General features: G+C 63.0%; 27 protein-coding genes and 1 tRNA gene. 20 read left to right on the top strand and 8 right to left on the bottom strand.

Annotated features, from left to right (window positions below; all coding sequences use genetic code 11):
* From Q368_RS0106325 to Q368_RS0106310, 4 genes are all read right to left on the bottom strand, one after another.
* Positions 1–252 (bottom strand): hypothetical protein, encoded by a 252-nt coding sequence (locus tag Q368_RS0106325; RefSeq protein WP_029458223.1) that lies wholly within the window; start codon positions 250–252, stop codon positions 1–3.
* 198 nt (positions 253–450) lie between these two features.
* The gene (locus Q368_RS0106320; protein WP_029458221.1) at positions 451–1572 is read right to left on the bottom strand and encodes a minor capsid protein; all 1122 of its coding nucleotides are present in this window, start codon (positions 1570–1572) and stop codon (positions 451–453) included.
* Between the two features lie 147 nt (positions 1573–1719).
* Positions 1720–2697 carry a DUF4055 domain-containing protein gene (locus Q368_RS0106315; protein WP_052360058.1) on the bottom strand — a complete coding sequence of 326 codons (978 nt, stop codon included), beginning with the start codon at positions 2695–2697 and terminating at the stop codon, positions 1720–1722.
* A gap of 20 nt (positions 2698–2717) precedes the next feature.
* Positions 2718–3749, bottom strand: coding sequence for a hypothetical protein (locus Q368_RS0106310; RefSeq protein ID WP_052360057.1), 1032 nt, complete (start codon positions 3747–3749; stop codon positions 2718–2720).
* Between the two features lie 157 nt (positions 3750–3906).
* On the opposite strand from Q368_RS0106310, the gene Q368_RS26435 reads away from it, so the two are divergent.
* The 18 genes from Q368_RS26435 to Q368_RS0106230 all read left to right on the top strand — a co-directional run bounded on the left by Q368_RS26435 (position 3907) and on the right by Q368_RS0106230 (position 15383).
* Positions 3907–4110, top strand: coding sequence for a hypothetical protein (locus Q368_RS26435; RefSeq protein ID WP_052360056.1), 204 nt, complete (start codon positions 3907–3909; stop codon positions 4108–4110).
* A gap of 39 nt (positions 4111–4149) precedes the next feature.
* Positions 4150–5451, top strand: coding sequence for a hypothetical protein (locus Q368_RS0106305; RefSeq protein ID WP_156955654.1), 1302 nt, complete (start codon positions 4150–4152; stop codon positions 5449–5451).
* Positions 5448–6437: a hypothetical protein gene (locus tag Q368_RS0106300; protein WP_029458216.1), complete on the top strand. Its 990-nt coding sequence runs from the start codon at positions 5448–5450 to the stop codon at positions 6435–6437. The genes Q368_RS0106305 and Q368_RS0106300 overlap by 4 nt, the downstream gene beginning before the upstream one ends.
* A complete protein-coding gene (locus Q368_RS0106295) occupies positions 6434–7021 on the top strand; it encodes a hypothetical protein (protein WP_029458215.1) in 588 nt (195 codons plus the stop codon). Before Q368_RS0106300 ends, Q368_RS0106295 begins: the two co-directional genes overlap by 4 nt.
* 365 nt (positions 7022–7386) lie before the next feature.
* Positions 7387–9240: an ATP-dependent helicase gene (locus Q368_RS0106290; protein ID WP_029458213.1), complete on the top strand. Its 1854-nt coding sequence runs from the start codon at positions 7387–7389 to the stop codon at positions 9238–9240.
* On the top strand, positions 9240–9431 hold the full coding sequence (locus Q368_RS0106285) for a hypothetical protein (RefSeq protein WP_029458211.1): 192 nt from the start codon (positions 9240–9242) through the stop codon (positions 9429–9431). The genes Q368_RS0106290 and Q368_RS0106285 overlap by 1 nt, the downstream gene beginning before the upstream one ends.
* 82 nt (positions 9432–9513) lie before the next feature.
* A complete protein-coding gene (locus Q368_RS0106280; protein ID WP_029458210.1) occupies positions 9514–10383 on the top strand; it encodes a hypothetical protein in 870 nt (289 codons plus the stop codon).
* A gap of 2 nt (positions 10384–10385) precedes the next feature.
* Entirely contained in the window at positions 10386–10577 is a 192-nt protein-coding gene (locus tag Q368_RS0106275; RefSeq protein ID WP_029458209.1) for a hypothetical protein, read from the top strand.
* Between the two features lie 2 nt (positions 10578–10579).
* Positions 10580–10777 (top strand): hypothetical protein, encoded by a 198-nt coding sequence (locus Q368_RS0106270; RefSeq protein WP_029458207.1) that lies wholly within the window; start codon positions 10580–10582, stop codon positions 10775–10777.
* 206 nt (positions 10778–10983) lie between these two features.
* Positions 10984–11217, top strand: coding sequence for a hypothetical protein (locus Q368_RS0106265; RefSeq protein ID WP_029458205.1), 234 nt, complete (start codon positions 10984–10986; stop codon positions 11215–11217).
* Between the two features lie 171 nt (positions 11218–11388).
* Positions 11389–11991: a hypothetical protein gene (locus Q368_RS0106260; protein ID WP_029458204.1), complete on the top strand. Its 603-nt coding sequence runs from the start codon at positions 11389–11391 to the stop codon at positions 11989–11991.
* Positions 11988–12482: a hypothetical protein gene (locus tag Q368_RS0106255; RefSeq protein WP_029458202.1), complete on the top strand. Its 495-nt coding sequence runs from the start codon at positions 11988–11990 to the stop codon at positions 12480–12482. The genes Q368_RS0106260 and Q368_RS0106255 overlap by 4 nt, the downstream gene beginning before the upstream one ends.
* The gene (locus tag Q368_RS0106250; protein WP_029458200.1) at positions 12482–13441 is read left to right on the top strand and encodes a DUF5131 family protein; all 960 of its coding nucleotides are present in this window, start codon (positions 12482–12484) and stop codon (positions 13439–13441) included. Before Q368_RS0106255 ends, Q368_RS0106250 begins: the two co-directional genes overlap by 1 nt.
* Positions 13442–13444: 3 nt before the next feature.
* Entirely contained in the window at positions 13445–14080 is a 636-nt protein-coding gene (locus Q368_RS24430; RefSeq protein WP_084158700.1) for an HNH endonuclease, read from the top strand.
* Complete coding sequence (locus Q368_RS27390) at positions 14056–14355, top strand: YkgJ family cysteine cluster protein (protein WP_425423675.1); 300 nt, start codon at positions 14056–14058, stop codon at positions 14353–14355. The genes Q368_RS24430 and Q368_RS27390 overlap by 25 nt, the downstream gene beginning before the upstream one ends.
* On the top strand, positions 14342–14644 hold the full coding sequence (locus Q368_RS24420; protein WP_029458197.1) for a DUF3850 domain-containing protein: 303 nt from the start codon (positions 14342–14344) through the stop codon (positions 14642–14644). The genes Q368_RS27390 and Q368_RS24420 overlap by 14 nt, the downstream gene beginning before the upstream one ends.
* Positions 14638–15144, top strand: a complete 507-nt coding sequence (locus tag Q368_RS0106235; RefSeq protein WP_029458196.1) for a DUF1643 domain-containing protein — start codon at positions 14638–14640, stop codon at positions 15142–15144. Before Q368_RS24420 ends, Q368_RS0106235 begins: the two co-directional genes overlap by 7 nt.
* A 5-nt stretch (positions 15145–15149) precedes the next feature.
* A complete protein-coding gene (locus Q368_RS0106230; protein WP_156955653.1) occupies positions 15150–15383 on the top strand; it encodes a helix-turn-helix transcriptional regulator in 234 nt (77 codons plus the stop codon).
* Here Q368_RS0106230 and Q368_RS0106225 read toward each other — a convergent pair.
* The 4 genes from Q368_RS0106225 to Q368_RS0106210 form a co-directional block, all read right to left on the bottom strand.
* On the bottom strand, positions 15350–16543 hold the full coding sequence (locus Q368_RS0106225; RefSeq protein WP_029458193.1) for a tyrosine-type recombinase/integrase: 1194 nt from the start codon (positions 16541–16543) through the stop codon (positions 15350–15352). The two genes, Q368_RS0106230 and Q368_RS0106225, sit on opposite strands and share 34 nt — an antisense overlap.
* Positions 16544–16708: 165 nt before the next feature.
* Positions 16709–16802: transfer RNA gene (locus tag Q368_RS0106220), tRNA-Ser, on the bottom strand.
* A gap of 62 nt (positions 16803–16864) precedes the next feature.
* Positions 16865–17380, bottom strand: a complete 516-nt coding sequence (gene tadA / locus Q368_RS0106215) for a tRNA adenosine(34) deaminase TadA (protein ID WP_029458191.1) — start codon at positions 17378–17380, stop codon at positions 16865–16867.
* Positions 17381–17512: 132 nt separating this feature from the next.
* Positions 17513–18322 (bottom strand): phosphoribosylformylglycinamidine synthase subunit PurQ, encoded by an 810-nt coding sequence (locus Q368_RS0106210; protein WP_029458190.1) that lies wholly within the window; start codon positions 18320–18322, stop codon positions 17513–17515.
* A 183-nt stretch (positions 18323–18505) separates the two neighbouring features.
* Between Q368_RS0106210 and Q368_RS0106205 the strand changes: the two genes are divergently transcribed.
* Both Q368_RS0106205 and rpoN read left to right on the top strand, forming a co-directional pair.
* Complete coding sequence (locus Q368_RS0106205; RefSeq protein WP_029458188.1) at positions 18506–20137, top strand: CTP synthase; 1632 nt, start codon at positions 18506–18508, stop codon at positions 20135–20137.
* A 177-nt stretch (positions 20138–20314) separates the two neighbouring features.
* Positions 20315–21751, top strand: coding sequence for an RNA polymerase factor sigma-54 (rpoN, locus tag Q368_RS0106200; protein ID WP_029458187.1), 1437 nt, complete (start codon positions 20315–20317; stop codon positions 21749–21751).
* The last annotated feature ends 28 nt before the right edge of the window (positions 21752–21779 follow it).

The following is a 21779-nucleotide window of genomic DNA, read 5'->3' as shown; positions in this document are numbered from 1 at the left end:
TCAACACACCTTCCCTTCCGCCTCCATCCCCGCCAACTCCCGCTTCTGCATCTCTTCCGCCATGGCGGCCATGACCAGCGGAAACACCTTCTCGACTTCTTCCGCCGGCATGACCGCCGCATAGTTCGCTGCCGCCCGGGACACGCCCGACTGACGAAAGAGGCCCACGGCTTGGCGTTCCAGATGGTCGGCCGTGGCGTTGTGGAACGCGGCGATAGTGGCCCGTTTGCGGGCGAGGTTATCGGTAAGCATTTCGTAGTTCCTTAATGGAAGGGGAAAATGTCGGCAGCTTGATGTCGTGATCTTCGATAAAATCAATCATTATTTGAAGTGAGTCTTCCCCTTTGAGTCCGTTCGCTAAATAACGCAATGCTACTTGCGACTCAGCGCCGCCATTTTGTGCAATATATTATTGAGTCTGCCAGCAGCTTGCATCTCATTTGAATTTGCTCATCGGGCATCGGCAAGCGCCTCCAGTTGCTTCAACGTCCTGGGCTGGTAGTCCGGCCCCACAAGATCCTTCATCGAAACCCGGCCGTCCTCGAGCAGCTTCACGCGTCCCGGGCCCAGGCTGGTGGACTGCTTCTCCGACGTAGAGAGGTCGGAAAACCAGTCGTCGGCCGTGGCATAGCGGCCCACGCGCAAGGTCTTGTCCTTGCCACCCTCATGCACGCCCCTGACCAGAATTTCGCCGTCATAGTCCCGCCGACCCCGTATGACCCAGCGGTCAAGCTCCTGCTTCATCTCGTCCATGGGGATGCCGAGCTCGCGCCAGGTGATCGTCTTCGGCAGACGGATGCAGCGGCAACGGGGGTGAATCGGGGTGTCCGGGCCTTCCCCCAGCTTAAACTCGCGGCCATGGAGAGCTAGGCAGATGGGGCAAACGCGGTTGTCGCCTGCGGTCATCCACTTCCAGCCCCGGACCACGTCGGCGTTTTGCCGGTAGACCATGTCCCGGGCTTGGTTGTTGGCCGAGCTCACAAACGTCCTGCACAGCGTCACCGCGTCCTGCCGCGCCATCCCGAACCCGTCTTCCACCCGCCGCACGAGCCCGGGATAACCCTCGCCCCGGAGCACTCCCACGTTGATGGCCTGCCGAATCTGCCCCTGGACGCTGTAGGCAAAGCTCCGGTCCACCCATTCCTGGATCAGCCGGCCGCCCATGGGCGTTTCCTGGAAGAACGTCCGGAGTTGTGCCGGCGACAGCGCCACGTTGTTCACGCCCCTGGCCAGTCCGGCCACGGACAGCGCGCCCACGGTTTCGGTGATCGAGGGCGCGGCCACGGTGACCGACATGGTGGTGTACTGCTGCGTCAGCTCCGAGCGGACACCCGCGGTTAAATCCTCCATCTCGTAGAGCAGGGCTTCCAGCCGGGCCTCCTGCCAGTCGGAGAGGTTCGCGCCGGCGTAGCGGGCCTGGAACTCGCGCATGACCTCGCGCCGGCCCTTGTCGAGCGTGGCCAGGATGGAGAGAAGGGCTTCGGCCTCGAACTGATCGAGATGGTAGCGCCAAGCCACGGCGCGAGCCCATTGGTAGGTCTCATAGAGGTCTTGTCCGCCGATCTTGGCCATGCTACGCCGCTCCCATGGCGAAGGTCACCGATCCGAAGCTGCTGGCCGAGCTCAAGGCCCGGTTCGCGGCCGATCCTCTGGTCATCAAGTGGACACCCAAGCGGCAACGAGACGCCGCCCTCGGCCGGGCGCTCCTGCTCCGCGAACTCACGCAACTTCCCCTTGGCCAGGTTGAGGGGCCCCGGCCGTCTGACCGGTCCCAGGAGCCCGACCCGGATTCAGAAACCGCGTCCCCGCCGACTGAATAGTCCCGTCCCGTGCTTCGGTCATAAGGCGGTCCATTTCGGCCTCGGCGTCGAAATCATCGGACAGCCGCCCCCGGCGCTGCAACTCGGCCCAGATTGTTTGACGCGAGAGCAGGCCGGCCTGATACGCCTGGGTCATCTCGGCCAAGGTCATGTCGGTGATGGACAGGCCGAAATCGCTATTCACGTTCACGCCGCCGCATTCCTCGGGCTTCTTGCCGACCCACGCGCCCATGTACTGCAGCATACGCTCGAGTGAATCTTGGAGCCCCCAAGCCCAGGACTGCAGCGGGCAACTTGCCTTGGCCGTGTCCACGCTGGTGGCGGTGGCCGTCATGTTGCCGGGCCGGGTGACCATGGGATCAAGGGCGGCCTTGGCCATGCGGTCCTCAAGGTCCTTCAGGGACTCGCGGTTTGCCCCGATGGCCGCGCCGCTATGCTCGACAAACCCCAGCCGAGCACTCTCGCTCGTGGACTTGAGCATCTTATTGGGGCCGATTTCCATCACGGCGCCGCTGTCCCCGTCGGTGAACCCGCTCCAGAAGAGAATCGGCACGCTCGCCACGTGCTCGATCTGGTTGGCGTCGGACCACTTCTGCCAGTGCAGGCAGTTCAGGTCCGCCAAGTCGGCCAGGGGCGGCTTGCCGGCCATGAAATCGGTGCGCTTCGTGTAGACTGGGAAAAGCGGGATGAACCCGATGGACATGGTGCCGGAAAGGTCCGAGTTAGGGCGCCAGTCTTCGCCGCCTTTGGCATCCTTCACCGGTTCCCAGACCGTGAAAAAACAGCGGGGTTCACCATCGGCATCGGCCTTCAAGTCCAGCACCCGCACCCGGCAAACGGTCTTCTCGCCCCATTCCCCGTCCGCCTCCACGCTCATTTCGCGGAGGCGGACCTGTGTCAGCGTCTCCCTGGCGATTTGTCGGCACGTTCCCAGCGAATCCCAGTCTTGGCCATATCGTCGGCGATGCAGACACCATTTTCGGCATCGAAAATGGAGCTGTCCGCCGGCCCCGGGAGGACGGTGCGCTTAAACGCCTTTTGGTACTCGGCGATCTTCCGGGCAATTTCCGTGGCGATCATCCGGCAACCCTCGTTCGGCTTGCCGTTCCAGCCGTAATACTCGGACACCCGGAAAAGTGTTCCTCGGGGCCAGCATCTCTTTGTGCCGTCCGGCATTGTGGCCTCGGTGCCGTCCGATTCCGCCCACCAGCCAACAGAGAATGGGTGCGATGACCCCCAGTCGAAAGAGCGGTCCAGCCTCCAGGATGGAGGGATTGGGAAGGGATGCAGCACGTGCTTTGAGGCAAGCCAAACGTCATCAATCGCGCCGCCCGCCGTGATGTCCCAGCATCCTTCGAGCCAGGCCTTACGTTTATTCTCGTCGGTGATGGCTTCCAGGTTTTTGAGGTACTGCGGATCGGCCGCGAGCAGGATCTTGTTCTCGTAGATCGAGCCGTGCAGGCAGACACGCGGCCGCCCGTGTTCATCCTGAATGACCGTTCCCCGTGGAGCAGGGTCGATGAAGCGGGCCTTTACCCAGTTGTGGCCAGGGCCATAGGGGTTGGCCGTGGCCCGGTACTTTCTCGGGACGCCCGAATGCGACGAGCGGCACACGGACATCATGTCCTCGTAAAGCGCCGGGCTTGCCCAGTTCGTCAGTTCTTCCCAGCCGATCCAGGGGTATTCGTGGCCGTGATAGTTCCAGTAGTCGTCCTGGACCTTGGCCGTGCGGAAAAGCAGTTCTTCGCCGCCCTCGAAGCGCCATTTATAGTCGGAGTGGCTTTCCAAGAACCTGGCTCTGGGAAAAATCTGGTGGAACCACTTTTTGGACTTCGTGACGACATCGGCGAGCTCTTTGTACTCGCGCCGGAAGAGGATGCCTTTCCACGCCGGACCAAACCCTTGGCCCACGTGCTGGGCGAAGTCCATGAGTAGGGCGTCGGTTTTACGTCCCCTATGCGTCCATCGAAATGCGGGACGCCCTGGCCCGGGAGCGCGGCGAGGACCCCGACGCGGACCCGAACGCCGGCATCGTGACCTACCCCGACCCGAAGGCCTGGGCCGAAAGCGTGGCCGGGAGGCGGGGGTGAGCGCCGCCGCCTCGCACCGGGCCGTCTGCATCGCCACGAGCCATCCGGCCTTGCTGACCCACCTGTGCGGAAACTGCGGCGAGCGGCTGTGGGGTGCGACCGTGTGCCCGCACTGCCACCACGAAAACGAACCGCCCCGGTGCGGGAACACCGGGGCGGCCAAAAAAATCTCCTGCGCGGATCAAAAACAAGCAAGCTGACCTGTCGGCCGGATGGCCGAAAAAGTCAAGGAGGAACCCATGACCTACGCCGATTTGCAAACCCAGGCCCAGGCCGCCCTCGGGGCGGTGGTGGCCAGCATGCCCCAGGAAGGTAAAGCGCTTTCCGCCTATATCGGAGCGCTCCACAAAAAAAGCATCGTAGCCCTGGGCGAGGACGAAGCTTTCGCCCTGACCGACAAGGCCGGCGAGATCAAAGCCTTCAAGCAGCGCCTGACCCTTTCCGCCGAAAACGGCGGGCTGGTGAAGCCCGGTTTTTCCGACAAAATCCCCTTCGTCGTCTCTGCCCAGGGTTACGAGATGTGGGCAGAGGCCGCCGGGGCCTGTGTGATTTTCCCCAAGTCGGTCACCGTGGACGGCGTGGAACAAACCAATCCCCACGTGATCCGCGACCCGAACAACCGGCGCATCCTCAACATCTACGCCCGCGCCGTGGCCTTCCGGTTTTCGAGCAAGGGCTTACCCATGGTGGCCGACTGGACCACGGCCTACGACGTGCCGAGCTACCGCCTGATCGACTTGGTGGCCAAGGCCAAGCAAACCCCCCAGGCGTTCAAGCTTTTGCCGGCGGACATGGAAAAGCCGAAGGAAGAGGGCACCTGGGGAGCCTACCCCTTCGACGAAACCATGGTGCTTTGGGTCAACAGCAAACACGGCGAGGCCTTGAAGTGGTACGGCGAGATCCTCAACCGCGAAAAGAAGGCCATCGACTTCGCGCAAACTTTCGCCCGCCGCAACGCCTGCAAGCACCTCTCCGGCCTCCAGAAGGCCCCGGGGCCCCGATGGGACCTTTCCATCATCTGCTGGCGGCCGACCGGCGACAGCATCATGAAGTGGGACAACACGCAATACGCCAACGTGCAGCGCCGCATCGAGGGCCTGGGCGAGGGTCAGAACTTCGCCGCCCTGACCGAGGGCGAGAAGCCCATGGCTGTGCAGTACACCACGGGTGTGGACCACATGGATGAGGAAGAAGGCCTCATTAACGCCGAGGACGAGGAGCGGGAACCCGGCGAGGCCCAAGCCGAAGCCGCCGCGCCCCTCGACATGACCCCGGGTGAAAACGGCACCTACGGCCATGAGAACGAGACGCCTCCGGCCGCGCCCACCGACGAGCCCGAGACGGCTCAAGCCAACTTCGCGCATTCCGACGAGGACAAGAAGGCCCTGGCCAATTACGAGGAAGTGCGGGCCAATTTCCCCGACGAAGACCGCAAGGCGCGTCTGCGCATGAGCATCAAGCCCGACGCCGCAGTCACTCCGAAGCAGGCCCGGGAGCTCTACAAGACCATCGGCAGCATGGTTGACGGAGCGGCGCAGTGATTACCGCCGTCACCGCCCACAACTTCAAGGGGGCCACCTTCCAGGCCCCCTTGGGGGGCAAGGTTCTGGTGGTTGGCCCCAACGGCGCGGGCAAGTCCAGCCGTTCCCAGGCTCTGCAACTCGCCGTTCTCGGCTACGTGCCCGGGGCTGGCAAACGCAACGCCGACATCTTGGGGGCATTCCACGACGGGGAGGGCAAGGACCTGCGCGCCGGGGTGGTTCTGGAATCGGGCAAGAAGCTGGAGCGCCGTTTCACGCGTTCCGAGCGCACTGGGGCCGTGTCACAGGAAATGTACGCCGGCGGCATCAAATGCAGCGCTCCCGAGTTCGCCCGGGCCCTGGCCGACGTGGCCGTGGTGGACCTCTCGGTGTTCCTGGGGCTCTCGGACGCCAAGAAGATCGACGAGCTTTTCCGTCTCTTCCCGCCGGAAGGCAATGTGCGCGACATCGCGGCTAAGATCGAGACGCAGGCGAAGCGCATTACGGCCCTGGAGCGTGAGGAACGCGACGCGACGTCCCTGGTCTCCAACGTCACGGCCAAAAAGACGAGCATTCAGCTCCCGGCCGGGACCATGGCCGACAAGCAGGCCGAGATCGACAAGGCCGAGGCCGAACTGGCGCAGGCCCGGGCCGACCTGGAAGCGGAGCGAATCGCGGCGGCCAAGATCGAGGCGCAGGCGGAAGCCGAGGCGCGACAGGCTGAGCAGCCGGCCCCGGGCGCTCCTGCCTTTGGCGGCACTCTGGACGTCCCCGGGCATGTCGTCGGATCGGCAGTCCATGAACAGTCCTCTCCCGAAACCCCGTGCATGGACACGCCGCCTTGCGCCGCCTTCGCCCGTTCGGCCGCGCCCGACGTGACCGCCATCCTCGACCGCATTCTCTCCACCATGGATCGGGTCGGCTGCGACGTGTGCGCCGCCCGCATGGTCATCAAGTCCGAGCTGACCAAGGCCCGCAAGACCCTGGACGGGAGGGCCGCCGCATGAGCGCCGATACCGCTATTCTGGAACAACAGGTTTCTGGCCTGGAAGCCCGCTTGAAGGCCCTGCGCGGGGAACTGGCCCTCTACAACCAGGCCAAGGGCCTGGAAGATGTGATTGAGGCGCAGCGCGCCAAGGCCGCCACGGCTCGCAAGGGGCTGGTGGAGGCAAAAGCCATCCTCGAGGACCTCAGGGGCCAGAAGGCCCGGGCCGTGGCCAAGACGTGCGAGGCCCTGGCCGGCGTCATGGGGCAAATCCTGCCCGAGGGCGAGGCCGTCATGCGCATCGAGGACGACGGCGCCGTGGCCCTGGCCTGGAAGCGGCCGGATGGCCGGGAAATTCCCCACGCCGGCTTGAGCGGCGGCCAGCGCGTGCTCTTCGACGCGGCCCTGGCCCATGCGCTCCTGGGCGACGCTAAGCACAGGGTGCTGATCCTCGAAGCGGCCGAACTGGATGAGGAGCACCTGACGCTGGTCCTGGAGCATATGGCCGCCACCAACCCGGGGACGCAGGTCATTTGCAACAGTTGCCACAAACCGGCGGAAGTCCCGGAAGGGTGGGACGTGGTGGAGGTGGGGAATGCGGCCTAGCCCGTTTCATCCCCATCCGTGCCCGGAGAAAGCGCTTCTCCCAGGGGGCATCCTTTTTCCGTCAATGGTTCATACCGTGGAATTGCCATACGCAAGGTATCACGAGGCCCTCTGTTTCGGGCTGGTGATTCTCAAAGACATCTACGGGGTACGGCATGGCGACACTCTCCATTTTGTGTGCGTCCCATACCTCGGTTCATATGACACAGGCGGACGTTCTTTCTTTGCATATGCCAAACGGTTCCTTTGCCAGGATGGCATCAAAGACGGCTATGTCTTGCTTCTACTTGGCGAGATAGGGCCGCATGAGCCTAAACCTTGGTACACCAAACGTTCACTTGAATTTCCCCTTCTTTCGGAGGTCCATGATGGAAACGCCTAACCCTTCCTGCGCCGCGCGCGCCGCGCTCGACCCGGACCAGCTTGCCGCCGTGACCACCGATGCGCCCCGGGCCCTGGTCCTGGCCGGTGCCGGATCGGGTAAGACCCGCGTGCTCACTGAGCGCATCGCCTACCTCATCGAGGAGTGCCACGCCTCGCCGTCCGAGATCGTGGCCGTGACCTTCACCCGCAAGGCTGCCGCCGAAATGCGGGAACGGCTGGTGAAGCGGATCGGCAACAAAGCCTACGGCGTGACCATGGGGACCATGCACGCCCTGGCTCTGGTGCAGCTTCGCCGGTTCGGGGAGCTGCTGGGCCTGCGGCCGGACAACATCACCGTCTATTCCGAGTGGGAGGAATCGTTCCTCTTGCGCGAGGTCGCCCAGGAGGTTGGATATTTCAGGGGCGGAAAATGGAAAATCCCGAAGCGTGAGATTGATGCCGCCTTCGGCGCTTACTACGCCTCCGGGGCCGAACCGGATGAATCCTTCGCCGTCTACGACCTCTTCCGCGCCTTCATGGCGCGGTGCCGCGAAAACAATGCCCTGACCTATGGCGGGCTGCTCACCAGCTTCATGCTGCTTTTGCCCCAGGTGGTGCAGTATTTGGGCTGGCGGCATGTGCTGGTGGATGAGGTGCAGGACCTGGACCGGCTACAATGGGGGCTCCTGGAGTCCATGGCCGCCGGGTTGCCGGCTACGCTGTTCGCCTGTGGGGATATAGATCAGTCTCTGTACTCCTGGCGCGGAGCCGCCCCGGAATACCTGGTTGAAAACGCCGACACGTTCAAGGTGCTGCGGCTGGAGCGAAATTACCGATCCGGCCGGGGCATCGTCGAAGCGGCAAACAGGCTTATCGGCCACAACATGGCCCGGCTGCCGAAGACCATGAAGGCCTGCCGGGAGGGGTACGGCTTGGTTGTTGCCCAGGGAATGGACAGCAAGGCCATCGCCAACGATGTGGAAGCTGCCATTCCTGCAACCGGCCTCACGTATGGCCTTGCCGTCCTCGCCCGAAAGCACGTCCTGCTCCAGAAAGTGGCCGAAGAGCTCGACGCCCTGGGCGTGCCGTACCTCTATGTGGGCCGGCAGGCGGCCCTGACCAATACCGAGGAGTTCCGGCGGTTCCATGCGTTCCTCAAGCTGATCGTGAACCCCTACGACAACTTCGCGTTCCTGCTCATCCGGGAGGCCTTGGGCGTCACCGATGACGAGTACGCCGCGCTCCGGGGACGGGCTATTCTGGAGGACAGGAGCCACTTTCAGGCGTGGCTGGACTCAAAGCAGAGAGAAGCCGTCGCAGAAGGGGGCATCGCGAGCTTCTACCGGTATTGGGCCGAAGATGACCTCGTTGACGATGCCTGCCGGGTGGTCTTCTTTAACCTGCACCCCGAGGCCGATGCCGGAGAGGCTGAAAGCCCGCTCTTCGACTTCGTCGACGCCTACTGCGCCGGCCGCCCGGCGCACGAGCGCACCGTCTCCGCCTACCTCGAATGGCTCTCCACCTACGACGTCCAGGACGAAATCCCCGCCGCCGACCCCGACGGCCCCGGCGTCGTCACCCTGGCCACAATCCACGGCGCCAAGGGCTTGGAGTGGCCCTACGTGATCTTGGCCGGATGCAATGAAGGCATCCTGCCGAGCAAGCGCGCCGTGGACGCGGGCGACATCGAGGAGGAGCGCCGGCTTGCCTACGTGGCCATTACCCGGGCCCGGGACTGCCTGACGTTGGCCGTGCGTCCGGAGCGCAGCGAGAAGCCGGGCCGGGACGGCAAGGTGCACGTCTACGAGAGCCCGGTGAGCCGGTTCGTGGGCGAGGCCATGGGAGGTGATGCGTGATGGCCTCCAAACGCCACCTCCGCCGCAAAGCCTGCGCCGGGAAAATCCGCCACGAAACCATGGAGCAGGCCCAGGCCATGGCCAGGAACGGGACGCAGCCGTACCGTTGCCCGTTTTGCGGAGGCTACCACTGCGGCCATCCCTGCGGGTTCAAGCAGCAATTCCAGAAGCCCAACGGCCGCCGGTACTGATCGGCGTGGTTTGGTCCCGGCCAGGAGTCCAGGGAGCCCTGGCCGGCATCCAAGCCAAAAACCAGCAAGAGGAGATTCCCCTATGCCCGAACCGAATTTGACCAACCCCGAGCTCCAGGCCCCGCCGTTGCTCGCCGTGCCGCCGAAGACCAAGGCCCGCAAACTGGCGGACGGCGGAGCCGTCACGGCCAAGCCCGAACCGGCCAACGTCGAAGCCGCGGCGACCGATGACAGCCAGGCCGAACCCCTGGACCTGTCTCTGGCCACCTTCGCCGCCGGCGTCCACACCGAGATCCCTTATGAGCCCGACGTGGCCCTGGCCGCCTGGCGCGAGAGCGTGATGGACCGCGCCGACGCAGCCCGCGCCCGGGACGTCCTCAACGCCCGCATTGCCGAGCTTACGGCCGAGGTCACGGCCTATGCCGACGAGATGGGCGAGCTCCTGGACGACCTCAAAAAGGCCAACCTGCCGCCGGATCTGGCCTGCACCGCGAAGAACCTGCTCATGCTCATCGAGATCGACAAAGGCATGACCGTCAAGGCCGTGGCCGAGGCTTTGCAGACCGTGGCCTATGACATGAAGTCCCGGCTCATGGACAAGTACAAGGGCAAAGTGAAGGTGGTTCTCACCTGCTCGCCCGACCCTGCCGACCTCGATTCCATGATCGTACTCGCCGAAGTCTCACCCGAGACGCCGGCCCAGGCGACCGGCGGCAAGCTCACCCTGGCCACGGACGGCACCGTCGTCACCCGGCGTGAGTCCGCCCAGGCGATGCAGCTCAAGATGATCGAGACGGAACCGGACCCGCTGGTGGAGATGTACGGCGAGGCCGAGGGTTCGGCGCTGCGGGACATCATGCGCGCCAAGGGCATCAACGAGATCACCATGGGGACCGGCGTGAACAAGGTCAAAGTGAAGCTGGTCGGCGGCCGGGCGAAGAAGGCGGCGTAGCCATGAGAGACCTGAAATGCACCATCGTCATCAGAGGCGTACAGAACGATGCAGCCGTTTCTGTTGAATTTGAGTTCGACCCGCCGGTGAAAAAAGATGGTCTCTATGACGGCTCCGGGGTTGTGTCCATTGTCCAGAGGATGATGGCGGTGGTGACGTCCTCGGTAAACGATGACGAGGTCGAGGAGGAATAGCCATGGCCAGAAACGACATGATCGACGTGGAGGACCTGGAGTTTCTCCACGAAACCGATTCGGCCATCCTCGTTGAATTCGACGGCGATGAAGTCTGGCTCCCGCTCAGCCAAATCGAATGGGATGGGGACGCGGGGAAGGGCGACACCATCACCGTGTCCATGCCCGAGTGGCTGGCCGAGGACAAAGGGCTCATCTGATGGCCGTCCACACCTAGCTCCCCGGCCCCGTCCCGCGAGGGGCCGGGTTTCTGGCGAGACTGTGGGGTGCGGCGTGGGAGCGCCTTGGTAGAAGACCCTAGAGAACCTTCGGGGGCGAGATCGACCTCCCTGAAAATCTCGCACCGGGTGCCGGGTGGGGAATCCGGCCTCCTCACAGTCTCGGCAGAAGCCAAAAGGAGAAGACCATGGCCATATTCAGCGACCCCAGGTGGGAAAGGCGTGTGGATGATTTGGGCCGACCCGCCAAAGCAGCCAGCGGAATGCAGGGCGGCAAGGTAGCCGTCCATCCGATCCTGGCAAAAAGAATTGAGCATGCCGAGAAGCTGAAAGTGGGAATGGAGACGAAGCGCCAGGAGTACGGAGAGGCCGTCGCCAAATACGTCGAAGCGAAGGCGAATCTCGAAAGGACCGAGGCCTAGCCATGAAAGACCCCGCCAAGAAACCAGCCAAGCGCAAGGACTTCGCCCGCATCAACAGCGTCCGCATGGGCGGCGGCCCTCACGGCGGCAGGATGCGTAAGCACGCGTGCAAGAATTGCGGCACGGTGCATGGGTTCAGGGTGTGTCCGTACTGCGGGGAGAAGTAGGGTCATGAGCCAATTCCGAATCAAGCAATACTTCTCCCCTGCCAACCGATTCCCCTATGTCGTCCAGTGGCGCGGCATCTTTGGCTGGAAGGATTCGCACCGGGGGCACACCACCTACGAAGAGGCCGAGGAGCAGATGCAATGGGATATGGCCTATGATGAAGCCGGCCCCTGGGAAACTGAGCCGACGAAGGCACCGAACATAAATCCACCCACTTGGCCGCTGCCCTGGCTGTGGCCCGTCTTGGCATGGCCGCGCTGCCTGCTCAGTCGGTTCTGCGTCCGGTCCGGCTGGCTGCCAAAATACGACCGCGTCACGGGCGAGAGCCGCGAATCGAAGTGGCGCGCGGCACTGCACGATTGGATGTGGAACGGCAGGCCGCGACGTCTTGCTCGGTTGGTCCAGTGGTTCCTTGAGATGCGGGACGGCTGCCCCCGATGCGGGCACGAATCCTTTTCAGGCTACGGGAACGGCTGGGAATCGCATGTCGAGGTGGTGGAGACGTGGGACCGGGATACGCCTGATGGCACCGACCACATAGCCGCCGGCTGGGAGTTCTGTGCCCGCTGTGGGCACCGTGCATGGTGGGAGGAGGGTAGCCTATGAACATGTCCCGAGCCGTCTGCCGCCAACTCCTCGGTGCCGGCCTCATCCATGGCGTTACCGCTGCCGCCCTGGCCCCGGACGCCTCACCCGAGGTGCGCCAGGCATGCGCCAAACTCGACCGCCTGGCCGATCATGCAACGGATTATGCCCTGGTCGGAAACCGACGCAACGAGCGCGGCCAGTGGGTCCTGGAGCCCAAAGCACAGCGCCAGCGCGAGCGCGCTTTGCAGGCCCTCATGCGCGAGGTCGGCCGGCAGTATGAGGAGACGGTGGACCTCCGGGATTTCGTGACGGCGGCCATGCGCTGGATCGAGGATTTGCGCGACCAACTGCCGGTCAACCCGGTGGACCGCCGGATCACGTGGGCCGACATCGCGGGCGGGCTCCAGGAGCTTTATGACCTCTACGACCCGGAGCGTGAGGCTTTCGACGTGATCGACGCGGGCGGGGACAGGGGCGGGGAATTTCAACGATGCACGGGGGTGTGGTGATGGCTGACAAATCCAAGATCCAGTGGTGCGACGCCACGATCAATCCGGCCTACGGCTGCTCGCCGGCTTCCCCAGGGTGTGCCAACTGCTACGCGGCCAGGATGGCGGGCAGGCTCGGCAAGATGACCGAAGGGACACACCGAGACGGCAAATGGACGGGGCGCATTAATCTGTTCCCAGAGCGCATGGCACAGGCGCTTTCCTGGAAGAAGCCGCGCCGCATTTTCGTGGGGAGCATGACCGATCTGTTTCACCCCGCCGTGCCGTATGATTTCCTGGACAAGGTCTTCGCCTGCATGGCTATGGCCCGGCAGCACGAGTTCATTCTCCTGACCAAGCGGCCGTCACGGATGCGGGAATACCTGCAATCATGTCCGGAGTCTTGGGAAAAAAACAAAGGGGCGGTCGCTTATTGGGCGAATCACCTCGGGGGGGTTGCCTATCTTCTGACTGGCTCCATCAAACAGGATAATCTCGTTGAGGCCTCCATCGAAGGGAGGCTCAACGGTAGCGTCGGCTGGCCCATGCGGCATGTCATGCTCATGGCCACCATCGAGGACCAGCCCCGGGCGGACGAGCGCGTGCCGCACCTGATGGAGCTGGCCGGCATGGGTTGGCGCACGGGAGTGTCGGTAGAGCCGATGTTGGGGCCGGTGGACCTGACCGGCGTGGAGATTCCTCGCGCCTACGGGACCTGTTTGCTCAACGCCCTGACGGGTGAATTACGAGGGCATGGCACCGGCACTTCACTTGGGATGACGGGAAAGATTTCATGGACAATTGTCGGTTGCGAATCAGGCCAACATGCCAGGGCTATGAACATAGAATGGGTGCATAACCTTAAGGACCAGTGCATCTCTGCCGGCGTGCCTTTTTTCTACAAGCAGTCTATGCAAAACGGGAAAATAGTTCACACGCCAAAACTTGACGGCCAGAATTGGACGCAATTCCCGGAGTAGGGCATGGAATCAGAAAATATATTCATCGAGTTAATCCAGTCTGGGGAAATACAGATCGACCACAACGGTGCTTTTTGGAAACAAAATAACCGGGACAAGGTGCGGGCTGAACATAAAACCTCATTGGGATATTTACAGCTTCGCAAAATGATCGATGGGCATCGATATCATGTCGGCGCGCATCGGGTTGTTTGGGCCTATCACAACGGTCAAATCCCTGATGGCCATGTCATCAACCACAAAAACGGCATAAAGGACGACAACCGTCCGGAGAATCTTGAACTCACAACGTCTTCTGAAAATCAAAAACATGCCAACAGGAATGGATTGCGTGACCAACGTGGCCAACGAAACCCTCGGGCAAAATTGACGGATAGGCAAGTTGCTGAAATCCGCCTCGCTTATTCTGAAGGTGGATACACGCAGTCGCAGCTTGCCGAACGATATGGGGTTGCCTTTCAGACAGTTTCCAAAATCGTCCGTGGAGATAGCAGATCAAGCCAACCGGGGAAGACTGGTGACTACTCCGACCGCCGCAATCACCCCATGGGCAGGGACGATAAAGGCCAATTCGTCGGCAAACACAAGGCCGGGCGGGTTCCCGATGGCCAGGAGTGGAACGAGTTCCCGGAGGTATAGCCGTGACAACAGATTGCTCCACCTGCCTCCACGGCCAAGCCTGTTGCCGTCAATTCAAGGTGCCGGTCACAGTTGAAGAGGGCGTTTCGGAATGGTTTGCCCTGTCCCCGGACCGGTCCTTCATGATCCACCTGCGCCGCCGCCAGGATGGCTCCTGCCTCTACCTCGGCGAAAACGGAGCCTGCACGGCTTACGAATGGCGTCCAGAAACCTGCGTCGAGTACGACTGTGCGGGTGATCCCCGCATCGGAGGCCAACAGCATGACAACTCATGAACTGAAAACCGACCCTGTTGTCTTCCAGGCTGTCGCGTCCGGCTTAAAGTCTTACGAAATCAGATTAAACGACCGGAATTTCCGGGTTGGAGACCGGATATTGCTCTGCGAAACATATCACACGGGCGAAGACATGAAGCATGGAGCGCCCCTAAAATACACAGGAAATAAAATCGCTGCGGATATAAGGCACATATTGCATGGCCCTATCTATGGGTTGATGGAAGGGTGGTGCATCCTGTCCATAGGGTTGGTGTTGATTCACATAGAAAGAGTCCAGCCATGCTGACCAACCCCGTCCCCTACCGTGGCCACGCCGTCATCAATGGATCGTATCGCTACCTGCTGACGCGGTCCTGGGGCGGAGATCCGCGCGAGATCTGCTGGATCATGCTCAACCCGAGCGTGGCCGATGCGACCGCCGACGATCCGACAATTCGGCGAGTCCGCGGCTTTTCCGAGGCATGGAGCTTTGGCGGCTTCACAGTGGTCAACCTGTTCGCGGGAATCCAGACCGACCCGACCAAGATCTGCGGAATCTGCGACCCGGTTGGGCCGGAAAATGATGATTATATCGCCCGAGCTGCGCGGGGCGCGCAACGCATTGTCTGCGCCTGGGGAGCGGGGTGCCCGTGGCCGCACAGGCCCAAGGCGGTCATAGGGATGCTCCTCGGCGCGCCTCTGTACTGCCTCGGGACCACAAGGGGTGGGAGCCCCAGGCATCCATTGTATGTGCGTGGGGATCAAGGGCTTGTGCCGTTTGGCCAGGCCGGGAATTTGGGGGGATAAGGGAGATGGACCCGAAATTGATGGACGACGACGACCGGTTGTTGCGCTGTAACGACGCCAGGAAGTTCCTGGCCGACATGCCCATTTCAACATTCTATCTCAACATCGACCGGGGCATCATCCCCAAGCAGCGCTACATCGGCGCCACGCCCGTCTGGCGCTTGGGCGACCTTCGCGAGGTCATCAAGCAGCTTCCAGGCAAGCCCTACAGTGCCGAAGACCTCAGCTCGTCCAGGTAGTCCGCCCATGCCTGCATCAAGACCCTTCGCCTGTCCATATACTGCGCCCGGTTGTAGATGGCGCGGATTTTATCCGCGCCCGTGTGGGCAAGCTGCGCCTCGATCACGTCGGGATCGTGCCCTGCCTCATTCAGGAGCGTAGAAGCCATGGACCGGAAACCATGGGCCGTCATCTGGTCCTTGCTGTACCCCATGATCCTGATGGAAACATTGATGGCATTTTCCGAGAGCGGCTTGTCCACGCCGCGAGGCCCGGGGAAGAGGTAGCGCCCGTGGCCCGTTAGAGGCCGCAGGCTTTCGATGATTTCGATGGCCTGGCGCGAGAGCGGCACACGGTGCTCAACACGCACCTTCATCTTCTCTGCCGGTATCGTCCATTCCTTTTGCTCTAGGTCAATCTCCGTCCACTCCGCCTTCCGAATCTCCCCGGGCCGGCAAAACGTCAGTGCCGAGAACTTTAGCGCCGCCCTGACCACGCCAGAGCCCTTGTACTCATCAATGGCAAGCATGAGGACCCCGACGTCCTTCGGTTTTGTGAGGGCCGCGAATTGGCCCTTCTGACGGGGCACGAGCGCCCCGCGCAAGTCCCGGCAAGGGTCGGACCCCACGGCCCCGATGGCCACGCCATACCGAAAGACGAGGGAGCAAATCCCGAGGACGCGCTTGGCGACCTCATAGGCTCCGCGCTCCTCGATCTTGCGGAGCAAGGCGAGGACATCCTGAGGCGTGACCTCGGCAATTGGGATTTCCCCGATATAGGGGTAGACGTTGCTCGCCAGCCGGCTTTCGACGGTCTCGGCATGGGTTTCGACCCAGACGTTTTTTTGGTTCCGCACCCACTCATCGGCCACCACCTGAAAAGTCGCAATCCCGGCGTGTTGATGGCCAGGCTTGGCCAGGCCCTTTTCCTTTCCTGGGTCAGTCCCTTCCTTGAGCGTCTTTCGGCAGGCATCCCTCTTTTCTCTCGCGTCCTTCAATGAGACGTCTGGCCACGCCCCGAAGCTCAGGCGCTTCTCTTTGCCCTTGAACGAATATTTCCAGCGCCAGTGCTTCCCGCCGGCGGCGCTAAGCTCGAGGTACAGACCGCCGCTGTCGTGGAAGCGCTCGATTCGGCCGCTTTTCTTGATGGCGCGCAGCCTTGCTTCGGTGAGTTGGGGCAAAATCCACCTCGAAAACGCCCTGGGGCAAAATTTTGCCCCATTTTTGCCCCCGACGTGTCATGGCTGTCAATGGAAATGCTTGGAAGCCGTTGGAAGGATGAAGGCCAGAAAAGACAAGCCCCGCGAGGCTTTTTAGAACCTGCGGGGCTTGGTTGGAAACTGTATTGGCGGAGAGGGTGGGATTCGAACCCACGTGCAGGCTATTAACCCGCAACCCGATTTCGAGTCGGGCCCGTTACGACCACTTCGGTACCTCTCCGCACGAGGACAACCAGAAGGAAGGTGGGAGATTACACGCAGATCGCGTTGTTGGCAAGCGTTTTATGCGCATGCATCCGGGGGGCGGTTGCGGCGTTCCCGGAAGAAATCCCGCAACAGCCCACCGCAGGCCGCTTCCAGCACGCCGGACACCACGTCGAAACGGTGGTTGAAAAACGGCAGGTCCGGCCCCGGCAACTGCGATGCGACGGCCCCGGTGCGCGGATCGGACGCGCCGTAGACGAGCAGCCCGACCCGGGCGTGGATCATTGCGCCCAGGCACATGACGCAGGGTTCGAGCGTGACGGCGAGGATCGCCCCGGGGAGCCGGTAGTTGCCGACGGCGGCGGCCGCCTGCCGCAGGGCCAGGATCTCGGCGTGGGCCGTGGGGTCGGCGCTTGCGATGGGTGCGTTGCCGGCCGCGCCAAGGACTACGCCCGCGGGCGAGAGCACCACCGCGCCGACCGGGGCCTCGCCCGAGGCGCCGGCTTCCCGGGCCTTGGCCAGGGCGAGCGCCATGACCGCCTCGAAATCCGCAAATCCCGGCGGCGGCGCGGGCAGGGCGGGATCGCCCGCCATGAAACGTCTTGCCGGCAACAAACCCATTTTTCGTGCAACCCGATGCCCCTCTCCCACAGTCCCCCCTTCGGGAGGTCCAGGAGGGGCCGTCGCCCCTCCTGGCCGCCGGAGGCATCTTCTCTCTTCGTCTTATTAATTCGCCCGCAAGTACGCCACGGCGTTGTCGAACAGCACGGTGCCGAGGGTGGGGCGTTCGCCGCGGGTGTAGCCCGGGTGGTTGGTCGGGTGGTTGAAGGCTTCGGGGTGGGGCATGAGCCCGAGGATGCGGCCCGTGGGGTCGGTCAGGCCGGCGATGGCGTGGGGCGAGCCGTTGGGGTTGGCCGGGTAGTCCATGGTGGCGGTGCCCGAGGCCGGGTCGGCGTAGGTCAGCGCGATGGCCCCGGTGCGCACGATCTCTTCCAGCACCTGCGGCGTCATGGGCACGAGCTTGCCCTCGCCGTGGCGCACGGGCAGGTCCAGGCGCGTGATTCCCTTGGTGAACACGCACGGGCTGTGGGGATTGGCGGCCAGCGTCACCCAGCGGTCCTCGAACCGGGCCGAGTCGTTGTTGGCCAGACTCACCTGGCGGGCGAAATAGTCGCCGCCGAGCGCCGGCAGGAGCCCGAGCTTGACCAGGAGCTGGAAGCCGTTGCAGATGCCGAGGATGAGGCCGCCGGCGGAAAAAAACGTCTTGAGCTGGGCAAGCAGCGCCTCGCCCGCTTCCGTTGCGGCGTGCTTCCAGCGCACGGCCGCGGCCTGTGCCGCGCCAAGGTCGTCGCCGTCGAGGAAGCCGCCCGGAAATACCAGGAAATTGTAGGCGTCGATGCGCGTGCGCCCGGCCACGATGTCGGAAAAAAAGACGATGTCCGTGACGTCCGAACCGGCCTGCCTGGCGGCATGGGCCGATTCCACTTCGCAATTGGTGCCGAATCCGGTGATCACAAGGGTGCGCACCTGGGCCATAGGGGAAATCCTCCCGGGGGTTCCTTGAAAAATTGCGCCCGAAGGCATACGTTGCGCGGCTGAACATAAGGGGCGGTCCCGGTCGCGTCAACACGCACGCGACGGACGCCCGGCCCGCGTCAGCGGCGGCCGCCGGGGCTGCCGACGCGGCATGAACCCGATTCCCGTGAGGACGGCAGCATCATGAAGACCAAGTTTATTTTCGTGACGGGAGGCGTGCTGTCCTCCCTGGGCAAGGGGCTGGCCGCCGCCTCCATCGGCGCACTGCTCCAGGCCAGGGGGCTTAAGGTCACCATCCAGAAACTCGACCCCTACATCAACGTCGACCCCGGCACCATGAACCCCTTTCAGCACGGCGAAGTCTACGTCACCGACGACGGGGCCGAAACCGACCTGGACCTCGGGCACTACGAGCGCTTCCTCGGCGTGCCCATGAGCCAGAACAACAACTACACCTCCGGCCGGGTCTATTTCAGCGTCATCCAGAAAGAGCGGCGCGGCGACTACCTCGGCGGCACGGTGCAGGTGATCCCGCACATCACCGACGAGATCAAGCGCGCCATCCTTGGCCTGCCCACCGACGAGGACGTGGCCATCATCGAGATCGGCGGCACGGTGGGCGACATCGAGGGACAGCCGTTCCTGGAGGCCATCCGCCAGCTGCGCATGGACCTCGGCAAGGAAAACGTCCTCTACATCCATTTGACGCTCGTGCCGTATTTGCGTGTGGCCGGCGAGGTCAAGACCAAGCCCACCCAGCACAGCGTCAAGGAACTGCGCTCCATCGGCATCCAGCCCGACATCATCATCTGCCGCAGCGAGGTGGAGCTCGGGCGCGACCTCAAGGAAAAGATCGCGCTTTTCTGCGACGTGGACGCCGATGCCGTGTTCACGGCCGTCGATGTGAGCAATATCTACGAGCTGCCGCTCAAGCTCTACGCCGAGGGCGTGGACCAGAAGATCGCCATCCTCCTGCGCCTGCCGGCGAAAAACGCCGACCTCGAAGCCTGGCGCTCCATGCTCCACCGCCTGGAGCATCCGGCCGGCACGGTCTCCATCGCCATCGTCGGCAAGTACGTCGACCTCAAGGAGGCCTACAAGAGCCTGCACGAGGCCCTGGTGCACGCCGGGGGCATCTGCGGCGTGTCCATCCGTTTCGTCTACGTCAATTCCGAGGAGGTCACGCGGGAAAACGCCGCCGCCACCTTCACCGGCATCGACGGCATCCTGGTGCCGGGCGGCTTCGGCTCGCGCGGGGTCGAGGGCAAGATCGCGGCCATCGAGCACGCGCGCGTGGCCGGCGTTCCCTTTTTCGGCATCTGCCTCGGCATGCAGTGCGCGGTCATCGAATTCGCCCGCAACGTCCTCGGCCTGGCCGGGGCCAATTCCGAGGAATTCGACCTGACCACGCCGCATCCCGTCATCTACCTCATGCGCGAGTGGCTCGATTTCCGCACGAAAAAGCTCGAACGCCGCGACCCGTCCTGCGACAAGGGCGGCACCATGCGCCTGGGAGCCTATCCCTGCGTGGTCAAGCCCGACACCCAGGCGGAACGCGCCTACGGCCCGGGGGAGATCTCCGAACGCCACCGTCACCGCTACGAGTTCAACAAGGCCTATGCCGGGCAGTTCGAGGAGGCGGGGCTGGTCCTAAGCGGCCTGTCCCCGGACGGCGAACTCGTGGAAATGGTCGAATTGCCTGACCATCCGTGGTTCCTCGGCTGCCAGTTCCACCCCGAGTTCAAATCCAGCCCCATGCATCCGCACCCGCTTTTCCGGGAATTCGTGGCCGCGGCCAAGCGGGCCAAGGGCTAGGCGCGGCCGTTTTCCCAGGCAGGGCGGGGCGAAACGCCGCCGTGGTTGCCACGACAACGGACAATCTGGCGGATTGCCACAATCCTTCAATTGTGGCATGCTTTTTGTTGGGCGGGGCCGGCGACACCGGCCCCGCAACGTCTCGACGAACCTGCAAAAGCGCGCACGGCGGTAGAAATGGCTCTCGAACTGCGACAGCAGCTCAAACTTTCCCAGCAGTTGGTGATGACCCCCCAACTGCAGCAAGCCATCAAGCTCCTGCAGCTTTCCCGGCTGGAGCTCCTGGAAAGCGTGCAGCAGGAGCTTCTGGAAAACCCCCTTCTCGAGGAATCCGCCGAGGAGGAGCGCCAGCCGGAACGCACCATGGCCGAGGACAACCTTGGCCCCACGGGCGATTCCAGCGACGCGGCCATGGAAAAGGAACTTCTCAAGAACGCCGAGTGGGAGGACTACATCGGCGATTTCGCCAGCACCAGCCGCCAATCCCTGGCCCGGGAAACCGAGCTTCCCGAGGAGGGCATGGCCTTCGACGCCAGACTCGCCTCCAAACCGTCCCTGGAAGGGCACCTCGGCTGGCAGATGCGGCTTTCCAACTTCACGGAAAAAGAGCTCGAAATCGGCGAAACCATCCTCGGCAGCCTCAATTCATCGGGCTACCTGCGCGCCTCCGTGGAAGAGCTGGCGCAGATGACCGGCTCCACGAACGAAGATGTGGAAAGGGTGTTGTACCGCCTCCAGCGTTTCGATCCGGTGGGCGTGGCCGCGCGTACGCCCAGCGAATGCCTGCTGACCCAGATCGAGGTCTACGGCTGGGACGACCCGATCCTCATCGAGCTCGTGCGCGACCACCTCGAAGACCTGGAAAAAAAACGCTACAAGCCCCTGGCCAAGAAATTCCGTCTGACCATGGAGAAGCTCAAGGAATACCTGGAGCTGCTCCAGACGCTCAATCCCATGCCCGGGGCGAGCTACGGCTCGGGCGACCCCATCTACGTGAGCCCGGACGCCTTCGTGTACAAGTACGGCGACGATTTCGTCATCCTTTTGAATGAAGAGGGCATGCCGCGGCTCAACCTCAACGCCTCCTACATGGACGGCGTCACCCCCAAGACGGACAAGGACAAGGACTACCTGCAAGACAAGATGCGCTCGGCGATGTGGCTCATGAAAAGCCTCTACCAGCGCCAGCGTACGCTTTACAAGGTGCTGGAAAGCATCGTCAAGTTCCAGCGGGAGTTCTTCGAGCACGGCGTGACGCGCCTGCGGCCGCTCATCCTCAAGGACGTGGCCGACGACATCAGCATGCACGAATCCACCGTCAGCCGCATCACCTCGAACAAATACGTGGCCACGCCCCATGGCATTTTCGAATTGAAGTTCTTCTTCAACAGTTCCCTGGATCTCGACGACGGCGGCACGGTGGGTTCCGAGTCGGTCAAGGCCATGATCAAGCGCATCATCGCCGGCGAAAACGCCAAACGTCCGATCAGCGACGAAGCCATCGCCGACATGCTCAAGGATGAATTGCAGATCAACATCGCCCGGCGCACCGTGGCCAAGTACCGCACGGCCATGGGGATCGAATCCTCGTCCAAACGCAAGGAAGTTTTCTGATGCTTCGGGTCGGGACTCCCGGCCCAAT

Origin of the sequence: Solidesulfovibrio alcoholivorans DSM 5433 (assembly GCF_000702665.1) — a bacterium.
In the GTDB taxonomy this organism is placed as follows: Bacteria; Desulfobacterota; Desulfovibrionia; order Desulfovibrionales; family Desulfovibrionaceae; genus Solidesulfovibrio; species Solidesulfovibrio alcoholivorans.
The sequence above is the reverse complement of the archived record's forward strand: the minus strand, read 5'-3'. Positions and strand labels throughout refer to the sequence as shown.